We start from the raw sequence: 13,280 nt of genomic DNA on the forward strand, positions 1-13,280 counted from the left end.
TACCTCAGCGTCGCAGCGCTGTCGTGAACGCCGGGTGTGAGAACGGGGTCAGATCCCTTTTCCCATGGACAACGGATCGACCCCCACGCCAGGCCTCAACCCGGCGGCGGGCCCAGCTTCAGCGACAGATCGATGGCCTGCACGTGCTTGGTCAGTCCACCGATGGAGATGCAGTCAACGCCGTCCTCGGCGATCGAACGCAGGCCGCCCAGGCCCACGCTGCCTGACACTTCCAGCGGAATGCGGCCGGCCGTGATGCGCACTGCCTCGCGGCGCAGGTCGGGGCTGAAGTCATCCAGCAGGATGCGCTCGCAACCGGCTTCCAGCGCCTGGCGCAGCTGGGCCAGGTCCTCGACCTCGACCACCAGCGGCAGCGCGGGCCATTGCCGGCGCGCGGCGGCCACCGCCGCGGCCAGCGAACCGGCGGCACGGATGTGGTTTTCCTTCAGCATCACCGTGTCATAGAGGCCGAAGCGGTGGTTGTCGCCGCCGCCACAGCGCACTGCGTACTTCTGCGCCAGGCGCAGGCCAGGCAGAGTCTTGCGGGTGTCGAGGATGCGCGTGCCGGTACCGGCCACCGCCGCCACGTAGCGGGCAGTGGTGGTGGCGGTGCCAGACAGCGTCTGCAGGAAGTTCAGCGAGGTGCGCTCGGCGCTGACCAGGCTGCGGCTGCGCCCGTGCAGCAGGGCCAGCACGGTGCCTGCGGTGACCGCGTCACCTTCGGAGACACGCCATTCGATGCGCACGTCCGGGTCGAGTGCGCGGTGGGTGGCGTCGAACCACGGACGGCCGGCAATCACCCCGTCCTGCTTGCACAGCAGGTAAGCGCTGTCGGCCTGGTCGGGCAGCAGGGCGGCGGTGACGTCGCCGCTGCCCAGGTCCTCGGCCAGCGCCCGCGCGACATCGGCGGCGACAGCGGCCGCATCCGGCGTCGGCAGCGCGCTCATGCGGCCGGGAAGTCGGCGATCTGGGCGGTCGGGATGGCTTCCTCGGCCAGCAGCACCGGGATGCCGTCGTCAACGCGGAACACCTGCTTGCGGTCGCGGGTGACCAGCGCTTCGCGCAGCGGCTGCGCCAGCGGGTTGCCATCGGCCTTGTTCACCGCGCCGGCGAAAATGGCCTTGTTGAGGGCTTCCAGGCCCTTGCCATCCAGCAGGGACAGGGGCTGGCGGGTGTCCGGCGACACCAGCAGGTCGAGCAGCTTGCGATCCATGGTTCTTCGTCTTGCGTGGAAGATGGCTAGAATACGTCTTTAAGGCAGGTGACGGCCAATGACCCCCAACCCGATCGCGCCGCTTGTCGGCATCGTCATGGGTTCCCGTTCCGACTGGGAAACCATGCAGCACGCCGCCCAGAAGCTTGAAGCCCTGGGTGTTCCGTTCGAAGTGAAGGTGGTGTCCGCGCATCGGACGCCGGATGTGTTGTTCAGTTACGCCGAGCAGGCGGGCCCGCGTGGCCTGCGCGCGATCATCGCCGGTGCCGGCGGGGCCGCCCACCTTCCGGGTATGATCGCCGCCAAGACCGCCGTGCCGGTGCTGGGCGTGCCGGTGCAGTCCAAGGCCCTCAACGGCATGGATTCGCTGCTGTCGATCGTGCAGATGCCGGCCGGCATCCCGGTCGCCACCTTCGCCATCGGCAATGCTGGCGCGTCCAACGCGGCGCTGTTCGCTGCTGCGATGCTGGCCAGCGACCAGCCGGCGATCGGCCAGGCGCTCGACGCCTTCCGTGCAAGCCAGACCGAAGACGTGATGGCCCACGACGATCCGCGCCAATGAGCCTGACCGTCGGCATCCTGGGCGGCGGCCAGCTCGCCCGCATGATGGTCCTGGCCGGTGCGCCGCTGGGACTGCGCTTCCAGCTGTACGACCCGGCGGCCGACGCCTGCAGTGGCCCGCTGGCGCCGCTCACCGTCGGTGCCTTCGATGACCGCCACGCGCTGGCGGAATTCGCCGCCAAGGTCGATGTGGTCACTTTCGATTTCGAGAACGTGCCCGCAGACAGCGCGCAGTTCCTGGCCGACCGCGTGCCGGTCTATCCGCCGCCGGCCGCGCTGGCGGTGGCCCAGGACCGGTTGAGCGAGAAGACCCTTTTCCAGCAGTTGGGCATCCCGCTGCCGGCCTTCGCTGATATCCGCAGCCGTGACGAGCTGGCTGCGAAGGCGGCTGAGTTCGGCCTGCCGTGCATCCTCAAGACCCGCCGCCTTGGTTATGACGGCAAGGGCCAGTTCCGCCTGCGCAGCGAGGCCGACATCGACGCCGCGTGGGATGCACTGGGCGCGCAGGTCGAGCGTACCGGCCTGATCCTGGAAGGCTTCGTAGCGTTCCAGCGCGAGGTCAGCGTGGTCGCCGTGCGTGGCCGCGATGGCAGCTTCGAAGCCTGGCCGGTCACCGGCAACTGGCATGTCGACGGCGTGCTGTCGGCCAGCGTGGCACCGGCTGTGCTGTCCGATGCCGAGCAGCAGGCCGCGATCGGCTATGCCCGCCGTGTCGCCGAGCACCTGCAGTACGTCGGCGTGTTCGCGCTGGAGCTGTTCTGTCGCGATGGCGAGCTGTTGGCCAACGAGATGGCGCCGCGCGTACACAACTCCGGCCACTGGACCATCGAGGGCAGCGAGACCTCGCAGTTCGAGAACCATCTGCGTGCCGTGCTGGGCTTGCCGCTGGGCAGCACCCGCATGCTCGGCCACGCCTGCATGCTGAACTGGCTGGGCGCGATGCCGGATGCGGCACCGGTGCTGGGCCAGGCCAGCGGCCATTGGCACGACTACGGCAAGGAGCCGCGCGAAGGCCGCAAGGTCGGCCACGCCACGTTGCGCGATGACGATGCTGCCGCGCTGGCCGATGCGCTGGAGCAGGTCGGCCTGGAGCTGGATCGCCAGGCCCAGGTGGCCCCGGCGGTGCACGCGCTGCGCAATCGCTGAGCCCGGTAGTGCCGGCCGCTGGCCGGCAGTGCAACGCTGTGAAGCGCCGGTGCAGGCATCGGCGCAACATTCCCGGTGGTAGCGTGGAGCTCCTTTCACAGGAGTCACCCCCATGCTCGACTGGAATGCCTACCGCAAGGAACTGAAGGGTCGTATCGGTGAGATCGGCAAGCTCTCACCGGATACGGTCAAGGGCTACGCCACCCTGGCCAACGCTGGCGCGCAGACCAACCATCTCGATGCGAAGACCCGGGAGCTGATCGCGCTGGCGGTGGCGGTCACCACCCGCTGCGACGGCTGCATCACCGTGCACGTGGATGCCGCGCTGAAGCACGGTGCCAACCGCGAGGAAATCGCCGAGGCGCTGGGTGTGGCGGTGTCGCTCAATGCCGGTGCGGCGCTGGTGTACTCGGCGCGGGTGATGGATGCGGTGGCCGCGCACGAGAACGCGTGAAGCCACGCTCTGCTTTCCGGTAGTGCCGGCCGCTGGCCGGCAGATTCGCCATCTCTGTACACCGATGGGGATGCCGGCCAGCGGCCGGCACCACCCCGGGGCGGAGCCGTTGCCTCAGCGTAGCTGGCTCTCAGCGAATTCCCAGTTGACCATCTGCCAGAACGCGTCCAGATAGCGCGCGCGATCATTCTGGTAGTCGGTGTAGTAGGCGTGCTCCCAGACATCGCAGCACAGCAGCGGTGTGCTTTCACCCGTCAGCGGCGTGCCGGCATTGCGGGTCGCCTGGATGCCCAGCTGTCCGCCCGGATGCTGCACCAGCCACACCCAGCCGGAGCCGAACAGGCCCAGCGCGGTGCGGTTGAATTCCTCGCGCAGGCGCTGCACGTCGCCGAACTGGCGCTTCACCAGCTCGCCCAGGCGGCCCTGCGGTTCGCCGCCACCACGGGGTCGCAGGCATTGCCAGTAGAAGCCGTGGTTCCACGCCTGGGCGGCCGCATCGAACAGCTTTCCCTGGGCCTGGCGGACGATCTCCTCCAGTGACGCTTCTTCCCACTCGGTGCCGAGGATGCCGGCATTGACTGCATCCACATAGGCGCGATGGTGGCGGCCGTGGTGCAGTTCCAGGGTCTGTGCGGACAGGTGCGGCTGCAGGGAGCCGGGAAGGTAGGGCAGGGCAGGCAATTCGACAGGCATGGACAGGTTCGTGGCCAGAGGGGCGGCGGCAGCCGGTTCCATCCGCTTACAATGGCGGCTACCGTGGGCAGTCTAGCCGACCACCGCGGTCGGTTTGTCCGGCGAAGCAAGGAGTGAGGTTGTGGCGGTAATGCAGCAAATCCAGGCCGAGGTCGATCGTTACCCGCTCGTGCTGTTCATGAAGGGCACCCCGCAATACCCGATGTGCGGTTTCTCCAGCCGCGCCGTACAGGCGTTGATGGCAGCCGGCGCGGTCACCCTGCGCACCGTCAACGTGCTGGAAGAACCCGAGATCCGCGCCAACCTGCCGCGGTTCTCCAACCTGCCGACCTTCCCGCAGCTGTTCATCAATGGAGAGCTGATCGGCGGCTGCGACATCGTCCTGGAACTGTTTGAAGCCGGCGAGCTCAAGCGCATCGTCGAAGAGGCGACCCAGGGATGAGTGCCTGGCCATCGACGTCACCGACCAACGGGGCGCTCGATGGCCGCCCGTTGCAGGATCGCGTGGTGCTGGTTGCCGGCGCCGGCGGTGGGCTGGGCAGTGCGGCGGCCGTTGCCGCCGCCGCCGCCGGGGCCACCGTGGTCCTGCTGGGCCGCAAGCCGCGCCGCCTGGACCGTGTCTACGCCCAGGTCCAGGCCGTCGGCCCGGAACCGCTGCTGTATCCGCTGGATCTGGAGGGTGCGGGCCCCGACGACTATGCCGAACTGGCCCAGGCCCTGCAGCGCGAGCTGGGGCGCCTGGATGGAGTGCTGGTCTGTGCCGCCCATTTCCCCGGATTGACCCCGTTCGAGCTGGCCGACCCGGCCAGTTTCGCCCGTGCGGTGCATGTCACCCTCACTGCCCCGGCGTGGCTGGCCCAGGCCTGCCTGCCGCTGCTGCGGCAGCGCGAGGACGCGGCCCTGGTGTTCGCGGTCGATGCCTCCGAACGGGTGGGGCAGGCCTATTGGGGGGGATACGGTGTGGCCCAGCATGGCCTGCGCGGGCTGATCACCAGCTTGCATGACGAACTCGGCCGCAGCCCGGTGCGGGTCAGCGGCCTGTATCCGGGCCCCCTGCGCACGGCGCTGCGCGCCAGGGCCTATTCCGTCGACCAGGACCCGGCCGCCCGGGGCCCGGAGGCCGCCGCTGCGGCGGCCGTGACCCTGCTGTCCAGCGCTGGGCTTGCCTGGCGGGGCCGGATTCTCGACGCCAGTGAGGCGCCCCTGCCGGAATGAGGCCGGGGGAAAGGCGGAGTGAAGATCCCGTCACGATTGCGTTGCGATCCGGTGCCGTTTGTCGCACAACCGTCACATTGATGGCGTAGCGTGTTAATCTAGTGTTAACCGTTGTGGCTGCCTTCAGCCAAGCGGTAGGGAACCCCAGATAAATCTCCGACCAGCCACCCGCAGGGCTGTTTGGATGCGCTTTTTTTCCGCCATCGCCAACTCGCATCGAGGCTACCGAAAAATGACCCACCCACTCCGGATGTCCAAGCTCACCCTTGGTCTCGTGGCTGCGCTCGCCGCCGCTCCCGCCTTCGCCCAGAGCACCTCTGCCGGTGTCGGCGGCCAGGTGATGTCCGCCGCAGGCCAGCCTGTCGCCGGCGCTGAAGTCACCATCACCCACACCGAGTCGGGCACCGTTTCGCGTGCCACTACCGATGCGTCGGGTCGATACAACGCGCGCGGCCTGCGCGTGGGTGGTCCGTACACCATCACCATCACCAAGTCCGGTGAAGGCACCAAGACCGAAGAGGGTGTCTTCCTGAACCTGAATCAGGTCAACACCGTCAACGCCAGCCTCGGCGGTGACCTGGCTGCGACCAACCTGGACGCGGTGAACGTCGTCGCCACCGCAGGTGGCCTGGACCTGTTCAGCGCCACCAAGATGGGCAGCGGCAGCAACGTGACCCGCGAAACGATGGATGCGCTGCCGTCGGCCAACCGCAACATCCAGGACTACATCCGCCTGGATCCGCGCATCTCGCAGGTCAGCAAGGCTGACGGCGCGATCTCGGCCGGTGGCCAGAACACCCGCTACAACGCCATCCGCATCGACGGCATCAGCGCATCCGATCCGTTCGGCCTGGGCTCCAACAACCTGCCGACCGAGCGTCAGCCGGTGTCGATGGACGCCATCCAGGAAATCAACATCGACCTGGCCAACTACGACACCACCATCGCCGGTGGTACCGGTGCGGTGATCAACGCCGTGACCAAGTCGGGTACCAATGAGTTCCACGGCACCGTGTACGGTTCGTACCGCGACAAGGACATGGTCCGTTCGCGCCTGGAAGGCGACAAGTCGGACTTCAATGGCTTCAAGGACGAGAAGACCTATGGCATGACCTTCGGCGGCCCGATCGTCAAGGACAAGCTGTTCTTCTTCACCAACTATGAAAAGTACGAGCGTAGTGGTGGCGGTGTCAGCCTGAGCGACAGCCCGTACAACAAGGATCCGTCCAAGGGCGGTATCAGTGATGCCGACATTTCGGCTGTGCAGAAGCGCATGGCGGAATTGGGCCACCCGGTGGGCGGCGTCAGTGACTTGAACAACAAGACCGAGATCGAAGAGTACGCCGTCAAGCTGGACTGGAACATCAACGAGAACCACCGTGCGGCCCTGCGCTACAACAAGATGAAGCAGGACGTCGTCCGCTTCCCGCAGGTCAGTAGCAGCGCACTCTCGCTGAGTGACTTCTGGTACACCCAGCCGACCCAGTACGAAACCTGGATGGGTGAACTGTTCAGCGACTGGTCCGAAAACTTCTCGACCGAGTTCAAGGTCTCGCACAAGGACTACTCGTCCAACCGTGTCGCAGCCTCGCACCTGCCGCAGATGCGCGTCCGCTTCGGCAACAACTCGCTGTACCTGGGTACCGAGCAGAACACCCACACCAATCTGGTCGAGTCGAAGGAACTGAGCGCCTTCGGTGCCGGTACCTGGTACATCGGTGACCACACCGTCAAGTTCGGTTTCGATTACACCGACAATGACCTGATGAACTTCTACGGCCGTAACCTGTACGGCGCATATGACTTCCGTGACCTGGCCTCCTTCCTGACGGGCACCGCGAACGGCTACCAGCTGCGCGTTCCGCGCCCGGGCGGCAGCCTGGATGACATTCCTGCCAAGTTCCACCTGAAGAACACCGGTCTGTTCATCCAGGATACCTGGGCGGTCAACTACAACCTGAGCCTGATGTTCGGCGTCCGCGTGGACATTCCGGACTTCACCAGCCAGACCAAGTACAACGCCGACATCCAGGCTCGTTACGGCTACGACAACACCAAGCTGGTCGACAAGAGCCTGATCCAGCCGCGCGTTGGCTTCAACTACACCTTCGACAGCGATCGCCCGACCCAGCTGCGCGGTGGCGTGGGCCTGTTCGGCGGTGCTGCGCCCAATGTGTGGCTGGCAGGTGCTTACCAGAACACCGGCCTGAACTACGTCGAGTACAACGTTCCGGGTAATCCGGGTGGCTTCAGCGTCGATGCCGATAATCCGTTCATTCCGGACCCGTCGCGTATCGTTGCGCGCCAGAACGTCGACATCATCAACCCGGGCACCCGCCTGCCGTCGGTGTGGAAGGCGAACCTGGCCTTCGATCATGAACTGCCGTGGTACGGCATCGTGGCGTCGGCCGAACTGCTGTTCACCAAGGTCAAGGATGGCCTGTACTTCGAGCGCCTGGACCTGACCAATGGCAAGGGCAATGGCCCGACCTTCGTGTCTGCACAGGACGGTCGTGAGATCTACTGGAACGACAAGGGTCTGAACCAGGCCAACAGCAAGATCGACACCCGCACCGGCGACAACCTGGGCATGGAGAACGGCACCAACGGCGTGCTGAATCGCAACTACCGCCCGAACAACATCGGCGACGTGCTGCTCCTGCGCAACACCGACAAGGGTCGTGGCAGCCAGGCTACCTTCTCGCTGGCCAAGCCGCTGACCGAGAACTGGGGCTGGTCGCTGGGTTACACCTACACCCAGTCGAAGGAAGTGAGCCCGCTGACCAGCTCGCAGAACACCTCGAACTGGAACAACACCCAGATCCTGAACGCCAACGAGAACATCGCGTACAACTCGCGCTATGCGATCAAGGACCGTATCACCGGCACCCTGGAGTGGAAGCACAACTTCTTCGGTGACAATGCTACCCGTATCGGCCTGTTCTACGAAGGTCGCTCGGGCCGTCCGTACAGCTACGTGTTCTACAACGATGCCAACGGCGACAGCGCCATCGGCAACGATCTGTTCTACGTGCCGAAGGGTGTGGGCGACGTGCTGTTCACTGGCGGCGCAACGATGGAGAAGAAGTTCTTCGATTGGCTGGCGCAGAACCCGGAACTGGAGGCCTACCGTGGCAGCGTGGTCCCGGCCAACTCGCACCGCGCCAAGTGGGTCAACAGCTTCGACGTTCGTATCAGCCAGGAATTCCCGGGCTTCGTGAAGGGTCACAAGGGTGAAGTCGCCCTGGACATCATGAATGTCGGCAACCTGCTGAACAAGAAGTGGGGCCTCATTGACGACTACGGCTTCTATGCAACCCGCCGCGTGGGCAACTTCGCAGGTATCGATCCGGCCACCGGGAAGTATGTGTACTCGTTCACCGGTGCGGATGATTCCTCGATCCAGGAAAACAACAATGACAAGGGCAACACTGCCGTGTCGCGTTGGTCCATGCAGCTGACTGTGAAGTACAAGTTCTGATCCGTCAGAGCTTGATGATGTAAACGGAAACGGCCGGGGAAACCCGGCCGTTTTCCGTTCAGGCGAAAGTCCTTGCAGGCCACTCCGCATCGGCGTAGCATCCAGAAATGTGCGCGGTGCCAACGCCGCCGATGCGGTCCCGGAAAGGCGAACGCGGGGAGCACACATCCAACGGTCGGGCTTCCCGGCCGTTTTGCTTTTTAAGGGGGCGGCAGTACAGTCGGAAACCTTGAAGGAAGCAAAAAATTGGACATGACCACGAACGAAAAATCAGCCCGCGCACTGCCGGTGCAGGACGCACGGATCTACCCGCGCGGTGGGCTGGATGTGCTGTCGCGGGCCGAAGTGGCCCGCCTGCGCGATGCCTCTGCCGGCGGCATGCACGAGCTGCTGCGCCGCTGCGCGCTGGCCGTGCTGACCAGCGGCAGTGCCTCTGACGATCCGCGCGCGGCGCGCGATCTGTATCCCGATTTCGACATCCAGGTGGCGCAGCAGGATCGCGGCGTGCGCATCGACCTGGTCAACGCACCGGCCATGGCCTTCGTCGATGGCGAGATCATCCGCGGTGTTGCCGAACTGCTGTTCGCCGTGGTGCGTGACCTGGCCTACATGGCCATCGAGATGGGCCCTGCCTACGCGGCCGAGCTGGAGTCGTCCGAGGGCATCACCAACGCGGTGTTCGGCCTGCTGCGCAATGCGCGCATCCTCAACCCGGGTGACCCGAACCTGGTGGTGTGCTGGGGCGGCCACTCGATCTCGCGCGACGAGTATCTGTACACCAAGCAGGTGGGCTATGAACTGGGCCTGCGCGGCCTGGACATCTGCACCGGCTGCGGCCCGGGCGCGATGAAGGGCCCGATGAAGGGGGCCACGATCGCCCATGCCAAGCAGCGCCGTACCGTGACGCGCTACATCGGCCTGACCGAGCCGGGCATCATCGCCGCCGAGTCGCCGAACCCGATCGTCAACCACCTGGTGATCATGCCGGACATCGAGAAGCGCCTGGAGGCCTTCGTCCGCATCGGCCACGGCATCATCGTGTTCGCCGGTGGCGTCGGTACCGCCGAGGAGATCCTGTACCTGCTCGGCATCCTGCTGCGCGAGGAAAACAAGGACCTGCCGTTCCCGCTGATCCTGACCGGACCGACCGTGGCGGCGCCGTACTTCGAGCAGATCGACCGCTTCATCCGCCTGACCCTGGGTGACGCGGCCGCCGAGCGCTACGAGATCATCATCGGCGACCCGGTGGCGGTGGCGAAGAAGATGGCCAACGGCATCAAGCGCGTGCGCGAGCACCGCCTGGCGCAGAAGGACTCGTTCTTCTTCAACTGGTCGATCGAGATTCCGTGGGAGTACCAGCAGCCGTTCGTGCCCACCCACGAGGCGATGGCCGCATTGGACCTGCACCACGGGCGTGCCCCGCACGCGCTGGCGGCCGACCTGCGCCGGGCGTTCTCGGGCATCGTCGCCGGCAACGTGAAGGAAGACGGCATGCATCGCATCGAACAGTTCGGGCCGTTCCAGATCCATGGCGACCCGGACATGATGCAGGCGCTGGACGCGTTGCTGCGCGCTTTCGTCGAGCAGCGCCGGATGAAGATCTCCGGCGAATACCAGCCCTGCTACCAGGTGCTGGCCTGAGCCCGGGCCGGTGCGATGGGGATCGCGCCGGCCGGGGTGGGAGGGTGCGGGTCGTCAAGGCTTTGACGCCCGTCGCCCTGGATTGACCGTTCATCCTGCCGCCGCTTGCCGGTGGCGGGACGATGGCCCATCGTGGCCATCAACACGCTGGGGAGCGTCCGATGTCTTTGCGCCGGCAAAACGGCTTCACGCTGGTCGAGTTGATGATCACGCTGGTCATCCTGGTCATTCTGGCCAGCATCTCCTATCCCAGCTTCCGCACCGCGATGCGCTCGAACCGGCTGACCACCACCAACAACGAGGTGATCGGTCTGTTGTCGCTCGCTCGCAGCGAGGCCATCCGCAACCGCCATGGTGGCGGGGTGTGCGGCAGCAGCAACGGCACGTCCTGCGATGGTGAGTGGAGCAAGGGCATGCTGGCCTGGGGCGACGCCGATGGCGATGGCTCCGTCAGCGGCAGCGAAAGCGTGCTGCGCTTCTCCAAGGGCAGCAGCAGCCTGGCGGTCGAGGCTCCCAGCCCAACCGTCATCACCTTCGATTCCCAGGGACGCCGCCGCGCGTCCGCCGACCAGGTCGTGAGCCTGGTGCCGCAAGGCTGCAAGACGGGTGACCCCATGCGGACCCTGACCGTCCTGTTCTCCGGCCAGGTCCGCTCCACCGCAGGAACCTGCAAATGAAACGTCGTCGTTCCGGCATGGGCGGGCCTGCCCGCAGTCGTGGCTTCAGCCTGATCGAGGTGCTGATCGCGCTGCTGGTGCTGGCGTTCGGCCTGCTTGGCTTTGCGCTGCTGCAGACCATGAACGTGCGGTTCGTGCAGAGCGCCAGCCAGCGCACCCAGGCCACCAGCCTGGCCTACGATCTGATCGAGCTGATGCGCGTGCAGCGCAGCGAAACCCTCAACGGTGGCGAATACACCAAGGCCTCCTTCACTGCCGGCTCGGTCACCGCGCCGGCTGGCCCCTGCACCTGGCCCAACAGTGCCGACGTGACAGCCTCCAAGGCGAACGTGGCGCGCTGGCAATGCCAGGTCGTCAAGGTGCTGGGAGGCAACGCCAGCGCCAACGTGACCGTCAATGATGGTCTGGTCACGGTGGGCATCGGCTGGGGAGACGAGCGATGGAACGCAGCCAATCCCGACAGCATCACCACGTTCACCCTGGTTACCCGTCTATGAAGCGCGCGCCTTCCGCTGCCAGCCATGCGGCTGGCCTCTCGCTGGTTGAACTGCTGATCTCGCTGGTCATCGGCCTGGTGCTGATGCTGGGCGTGACCCAGATCTTCATGGCTTCGCGGGCGGCCTCGCAGCTGTCCGAAGGTGTCGCGCGCACCCAGGAGAACGCCCGATTCGCATTGGAGTTCCTCGAGCGCGACATCCGGATGGCCGGGCACATGGGCTGCGTGAATGACCAGGCGCACCTGGTGCGCGCCCAGGACAGTGTCAAGGTCAACATTGCCGGCGTGAAGTCGGGTGATGGCAGCCCGATGGACTTCTCGGTGCCGATCCAGGGTTACGAGGCGCAGGGCACCGCGCCTGGCAACAAGCTGACCCTCGGCGCAAGCTGGGGGGCTGCCGGCAGCACGCCGTCGGCGATCACCAATCTGAAGCCCAAACCGCTTGGCGGCAGCGACATCATCGTGATGCGCTACCTGGCGCCGGAAGGCTCGCCGGTGCTGTCCATCGGCTCCGGCACTTCGCCGGACATCACGATCGCCAGTGACGCGGCGGCCCGCCTGTCGGCCGGTGCCGTCACCACGCCCTCGGCGTTTGCCGTGGCCGATTGCAGCAAGGTGGACGTGTTTGCGGGAAAAATCGCCGGCAGCACGATCACGGCCAGCAAAGCCGATCTCTCGGCGTATTCGGCCAACAACGCGGTGACCATGGTCTATCGGGTGGAATCGATGGCGTACTACGTGGCAACCAATACCGCCGGCGAACCCGCGCTGTACCGCGCGCGTGGCGCTGGCGACAATACGTTCGCCACCGGTGAGGAGCTGGTGGAGGGCATTGAGAGCCTGCAGTTCCTCTACGGCCAGGATACCGAGACGGCGATCAGCAGCACCGCGCCGCCGACCGGGGTAATCGCCTTCCAGAAGACTGCCAGCGGGGTCAGTACCGGTACCGATGCCGCCGCTGTCGCTGCGTGGCGACGGGTTGGCCTGGTGCAGTTTGGACTGCTGGTGCGCAGCCCGCAGCGCGCCGCGGCGGAGCAGGCCAATACGGCCGTGGCCCAGCTGGGCGTGCTCGGCGTTGGCTTCAATCCGCCCACGACCTACGACGATCGTTACCGTGCCTCCTACGAGGTGTCCGTGGCACTGCGCAACCGACTGTTCGGGAACTGACCCATGAAGCCCTCCGTCTCGCGTCGATTCCAGGGGCGTACGCAGCAGCGCGGTGCGGTGCTGTACGTGGCTCTGATGCTGTTGATCCTGCTGTCGCTGATCGGCGTGGTCGGCATGCAGGTGGCGAGCATGCAGGAGCGCATGTCCTCCAACTACCGGGCCGCCAACGTGGCGTTCCAGGCCAGCGAGCGGGCGGTCCGTGACGCCGAGCGGTCGATCGAGGAGATCGACAACAATACCGGCGACGGCGGCTCGTTGAAGGCTGACGCCATCAAGCGCATCTGCGATGACGGCTTCGATCCCACCCGCTGGGTGGGAGAGCAGAAACTGTCGGCGGCGCCGGTGGTCAGCGTGCGCCGCATCGACGCCTGCATCCAGGGCGAATCGACGCTGGGCATGGGCACGCCGGAAAGCGAAGAGCCCACCCGCGTCTACCAGATCACCGCTTTCGGCTCCGATCGCGATGCCGCCACCAGCAACGAGGGTACTTCCTCGGCGGCTGTCGACACTGTTTTCAAGCTTTGAGGAACCCGGTC

General features: G+C 65.9%; 14 protein-coding genes. 11 read left to right on the forward strand and 3 right to left on the reverse strand.

Going from position 1 to position 13,280, the window contains the following annotated elements:
• Window positions 1–95: 95 nt before the first annotated feature.
• Complete coding sequence (gene nadC, locus AC5P99_RS07015) at window positions 96–947, reverse strand: carboxylating nicotinate-nucleotide diphosphorylase (RefSeq protein WP_049451341.1); 852 nt, start codon at window positions 945–947, stop codon at window positions 96–98.
• Complete coding sequence (locus AC5P99_RS07020; protein WP_099605683.1) at window positions 944–1,213, reverse strand: Trm112 family protein; 270 nt, start codon at window positions 1,211–1,213, stop codon at window positions 944–946. Before AC5P99_RS07020 ends, nadC begins: the two co-directional genes overlap by 4 nt.
• 58 nt (window positions 1,214–1,271) lie before the next feature.
• Between AC5P99_RS07020 and purE the strand changes: the two genes are divergently transcribed.
• The 3 genes from purE to AC5P99_RS07035 all read left to right on the forward strand — a co-directional run bounded on the left by purE (window position 1,272) and on the right by AC5P99_RS07035 (window position 3,374).
• Entirely contained in the window at window positions 1,272–1,775 is a 504-nt protein-coding gene (purE, locus tag AC5P99_RS07025) for a 5-(carboxyamino)imidazole ribonucleotide mutase (protein WP_329768827.1), read from the forward strand.
• Window positions 1,772–2,920 (forward strand): 5-(carboxyamino)imidazole ribonucleotide synthase, encoded by a 1,149-nt coding sequence (locus AC5P99_RS07030; RefSeq protein ID WP_088436336.1) that lies wholly within the window; start codon window positions 1,772–1,774, stop codon window positions 2,918–2,920. The genes purE and AC5P99_RS07030 overlap by 4 nt, the downstream gene beginning before the upstream one ends.
• Before the next feature lie 112 nt (window positions 2,921–3,032).
• A complete protein-coding gene (locus AC5P99_RS07035; RefSeq protein WP_005408850.1) occupies window positions 3,033–3,374 on the forward strand; it encodes a carboxymuconolactone decarboxylase family protein in 342 nt (113 codons plus the stop codon).
• 114 nt (window positions 3,375–3,488) lie between these two features.
• On the opposite strand, the gene AC5P99_RS07040 is transcribed toward AC5P99_RS07035, so the two are convergent.
• On the reverse strand, window positions 3,489–4,067 hold the full coding sequence (locus tag AC5P99_RS07040) for a superoxide dismutase (protein WP_088436364.1): 579 nt from the start codon (window positions 4,065–4,067) through the stop codon (window positions 3,489–3,491).
• Between the two features lie 121 nt (window positions 4,068–4,188).
• Here AC5P99_RS07040 and grxD point away from each other — a divergent pair, with 121 nt between their 5' ends.
• The 8 genes from grxD (at window position 4,189) to AC5P99_RS07080 (ending at window position 13,269) form a co-directional block, all read left to right on the forward strand.
• Window positions 4,189–4,509 (forward strand): Grx4 family monothiol glutaredoxin, encoded by a 321-nt coding sequence (gene grxD, locus AC5P99_RS07045; protein WP_005408852.1) that lies wholly within the window; start codon window positions 4,189–4,191, stop codon window positions 4,507–4,509.
• Window positions 4,506–5,282 carry an SDR family NAD(P)-dependent oxidoreductase gene (locus AC5P99_RS07050; RefSeq protein ID WP_005412811.1) on the forward strand — a complete coding sequence of 259 codons (777 nt, stop codon included), beginning with the start codon at window positions 4,506–4,508 and terminating at the stop codon, window positions 5,280–5,282. The genes grxD and AC5P99_RS07050 overlap by 4 nt, the downstream gene beginning before the upstream one ends.
• Window positions 5,283–5,514: 232 nt before the next feature.
• Complete coding sequence (locus tag AC5P99_RS07055) at window positions 5,515–8,763, forward strand: TonB-dependent receptor (RefSeq protein ID WP_088436337.1); 3,249 nt, start codon at window positions 5,515–5,517, stop codon at window positions 8,761–8,763.
• A gap of 252 nt (window positions 8,764–9,015) precedes the next feature.
• A complete protein-coding gene (ppnN, locus tag AC5P99_RS07060; RefSeq protein ID WP_049451345.1) occupies window positions 9,016–10,404 on the forward strand; it encodes a nucleotide 5'-monophosphate nucleosidase PpnN in 1,389 nt (462 codons plus the stop codon).
• Between the two features lie 161 nt (window positions 10,405–10,565).
• The gene (locus AC5P99_RS07065; RefSeq protein ID WP_005408856.1) at window positions 10,566–11,081 is read left to right on the forward strand and encodes a GspH/FimT family pseudopilin; all 516 of its coding nucleotides are present in this window, start codon (window positions 10,566–10,568) and stop codon (window positions 11,079–11,081) included.
• Window positions 11,078–11,578 (forward strand): type IV pilus modification protein PilV, encoded by a 501-nt coding sequence (pilV, locus tag AC5P99_RS07070; protein WP_329768828.1) that lies wholly within the window; start codon window positions 11,078–11,080, stop codon window positions 11,576–11,578. Before AC5P99_RS07065 ends, pilV begins: the two co-directional genes overlap by 4 nt.
• The gene (locus AC5P99_RS07075; RefSeq protein ID WP_005408858.1) at window positions 11,575–12,744 is read left to right on the forward strand and encodes a PilW family protein; all 1,170 of its coding nucleotides are present in this window, start codon (window positions 11,575–11,577) and stop codon (window positions 12,742–12,744) included. The genes pilV and AC5P99_RS07075 overlap by 4 nt, the downstream gene beginning before the upstream one ends.
• 3 nt (window positions 12,745–12,747) lie before the next feature.
• Window positions 12,748–13,269 (forward strand): pilus assembly PilX family protein, encoded by a 522-nt coding sequence (locus AC5P99_RS07080; RefSeq protein ID WP_005408859.1) that lies wholly within the window; start codon window positions 12,748–12,750, stop codon window positions 13,267–13,269.
• The last annotated feature ends 11 nt before the right edge of the window (window positions 13,270–13,280 follow it).

The sequence above is a fragment of the Stenotrophomonas sp. YJH_SMC_80 genome (assembly GCF_059372495.1).

What these genes read in the sequence shown, in the direction of transcription:
- AC5P99_RS07065 (WP_005408856.1), top strand. Translation starts at nt 10,566, where the DNA reads ATGTCTTTGCGCCGGCAAAACGGCTTCACGCTGGTCGAGTTGATGATC.
- purE (WP_329768827.1), top strand. Translation starts at nt 1,272, where the DNA reads ATGACCCCCAACCCGATCGCGCCGCTTGTCGGCATCGTCATGGGTTCC.
- AC5P99_RS07040 (WP_088436364.1), bottom strand. Translation starts at nt 4,067, where the DNA reads ATGCCTGTCGAATTGCCTGCCCTGCCCTACCTTCCCGGCTCCCTGCAG.
- AC5P99_RS07080 (WP_005408859.1), top strand. Translation starts at nt 12,748, where the DNA reads ATGAAGCCCTCCGTCTCGCGTCGATTCCAGGGGCGTACGCAGCAGCGC.
- AC5P99_RS07075 (WP_005408858.1), top strand. Translation starts at nt 11,575, where the DNA reads ATGAAGCGCGCGCCTTCCGCTGCCAGCCATGCGGCTGGCCTCTCGCTG.
- AC5P99_RS07020 (WP_099605683.1), bottom strand. Translation starts at nt 1,213, where the DNA reads ATGGATCGCAAGCTGCTCGACCTGCTGGTGTCGCCGGACACCCGCCAG.
- nadC (WP_049451341.1), bottom strand. Translation starts at nt 947, where the DNA reads ATGAGCGCGCTGCCGACGCCGGATGCGGCCGCTGTCGCCGCCGATGTC.
- AC5P99_RS07055 (WP_088436337.1), top strand. Translation starts at nt 5,515, where the DNA reads ATGACCCACCCACTCCGGATGTCCAAGCTCACCCTTGGTCTCGTGGCT.
- AC5P99_RS07035 (WP_005408850.1), top strand. Translation starts at nt 3,033, where the DNA reads ATGCTCGACTGGAATGCCTACCGCAAGGAACTGAAGGGTCGTATCGGT.
- ppnN (WP_049451345.1), top strand. Translation starts at nt 9,016, where the DNA reads ATGACCACGAACGAAAAATCAGCCCGCGCACTGCCGGTGCAGGACGCA.
- AC5P99_RS07030 (WP_088436336.1), top strand. Translation starts at nt 1,772, where the DNA reads ATGAGCCTGACCGTCGGCATCCTGGGCGGCGGCCAGCTCGCCCGCATG.
- AC5P99_RS07050 (WP_005412811.1), top strand. Translation starts at nt 4,506, where the DNA reads ATGAGTGCCTGGCCATCGACGTCACCGACCAACGGGGCGCTCGATGGC.
- pilV (WP_329768828.1), top strand. Translation starts at nt 11,078, where the DNA reads ATGAAACGTCGTCGTTCCGGCATGGGCGGGCCTGCCCGCAGTCGTGGC.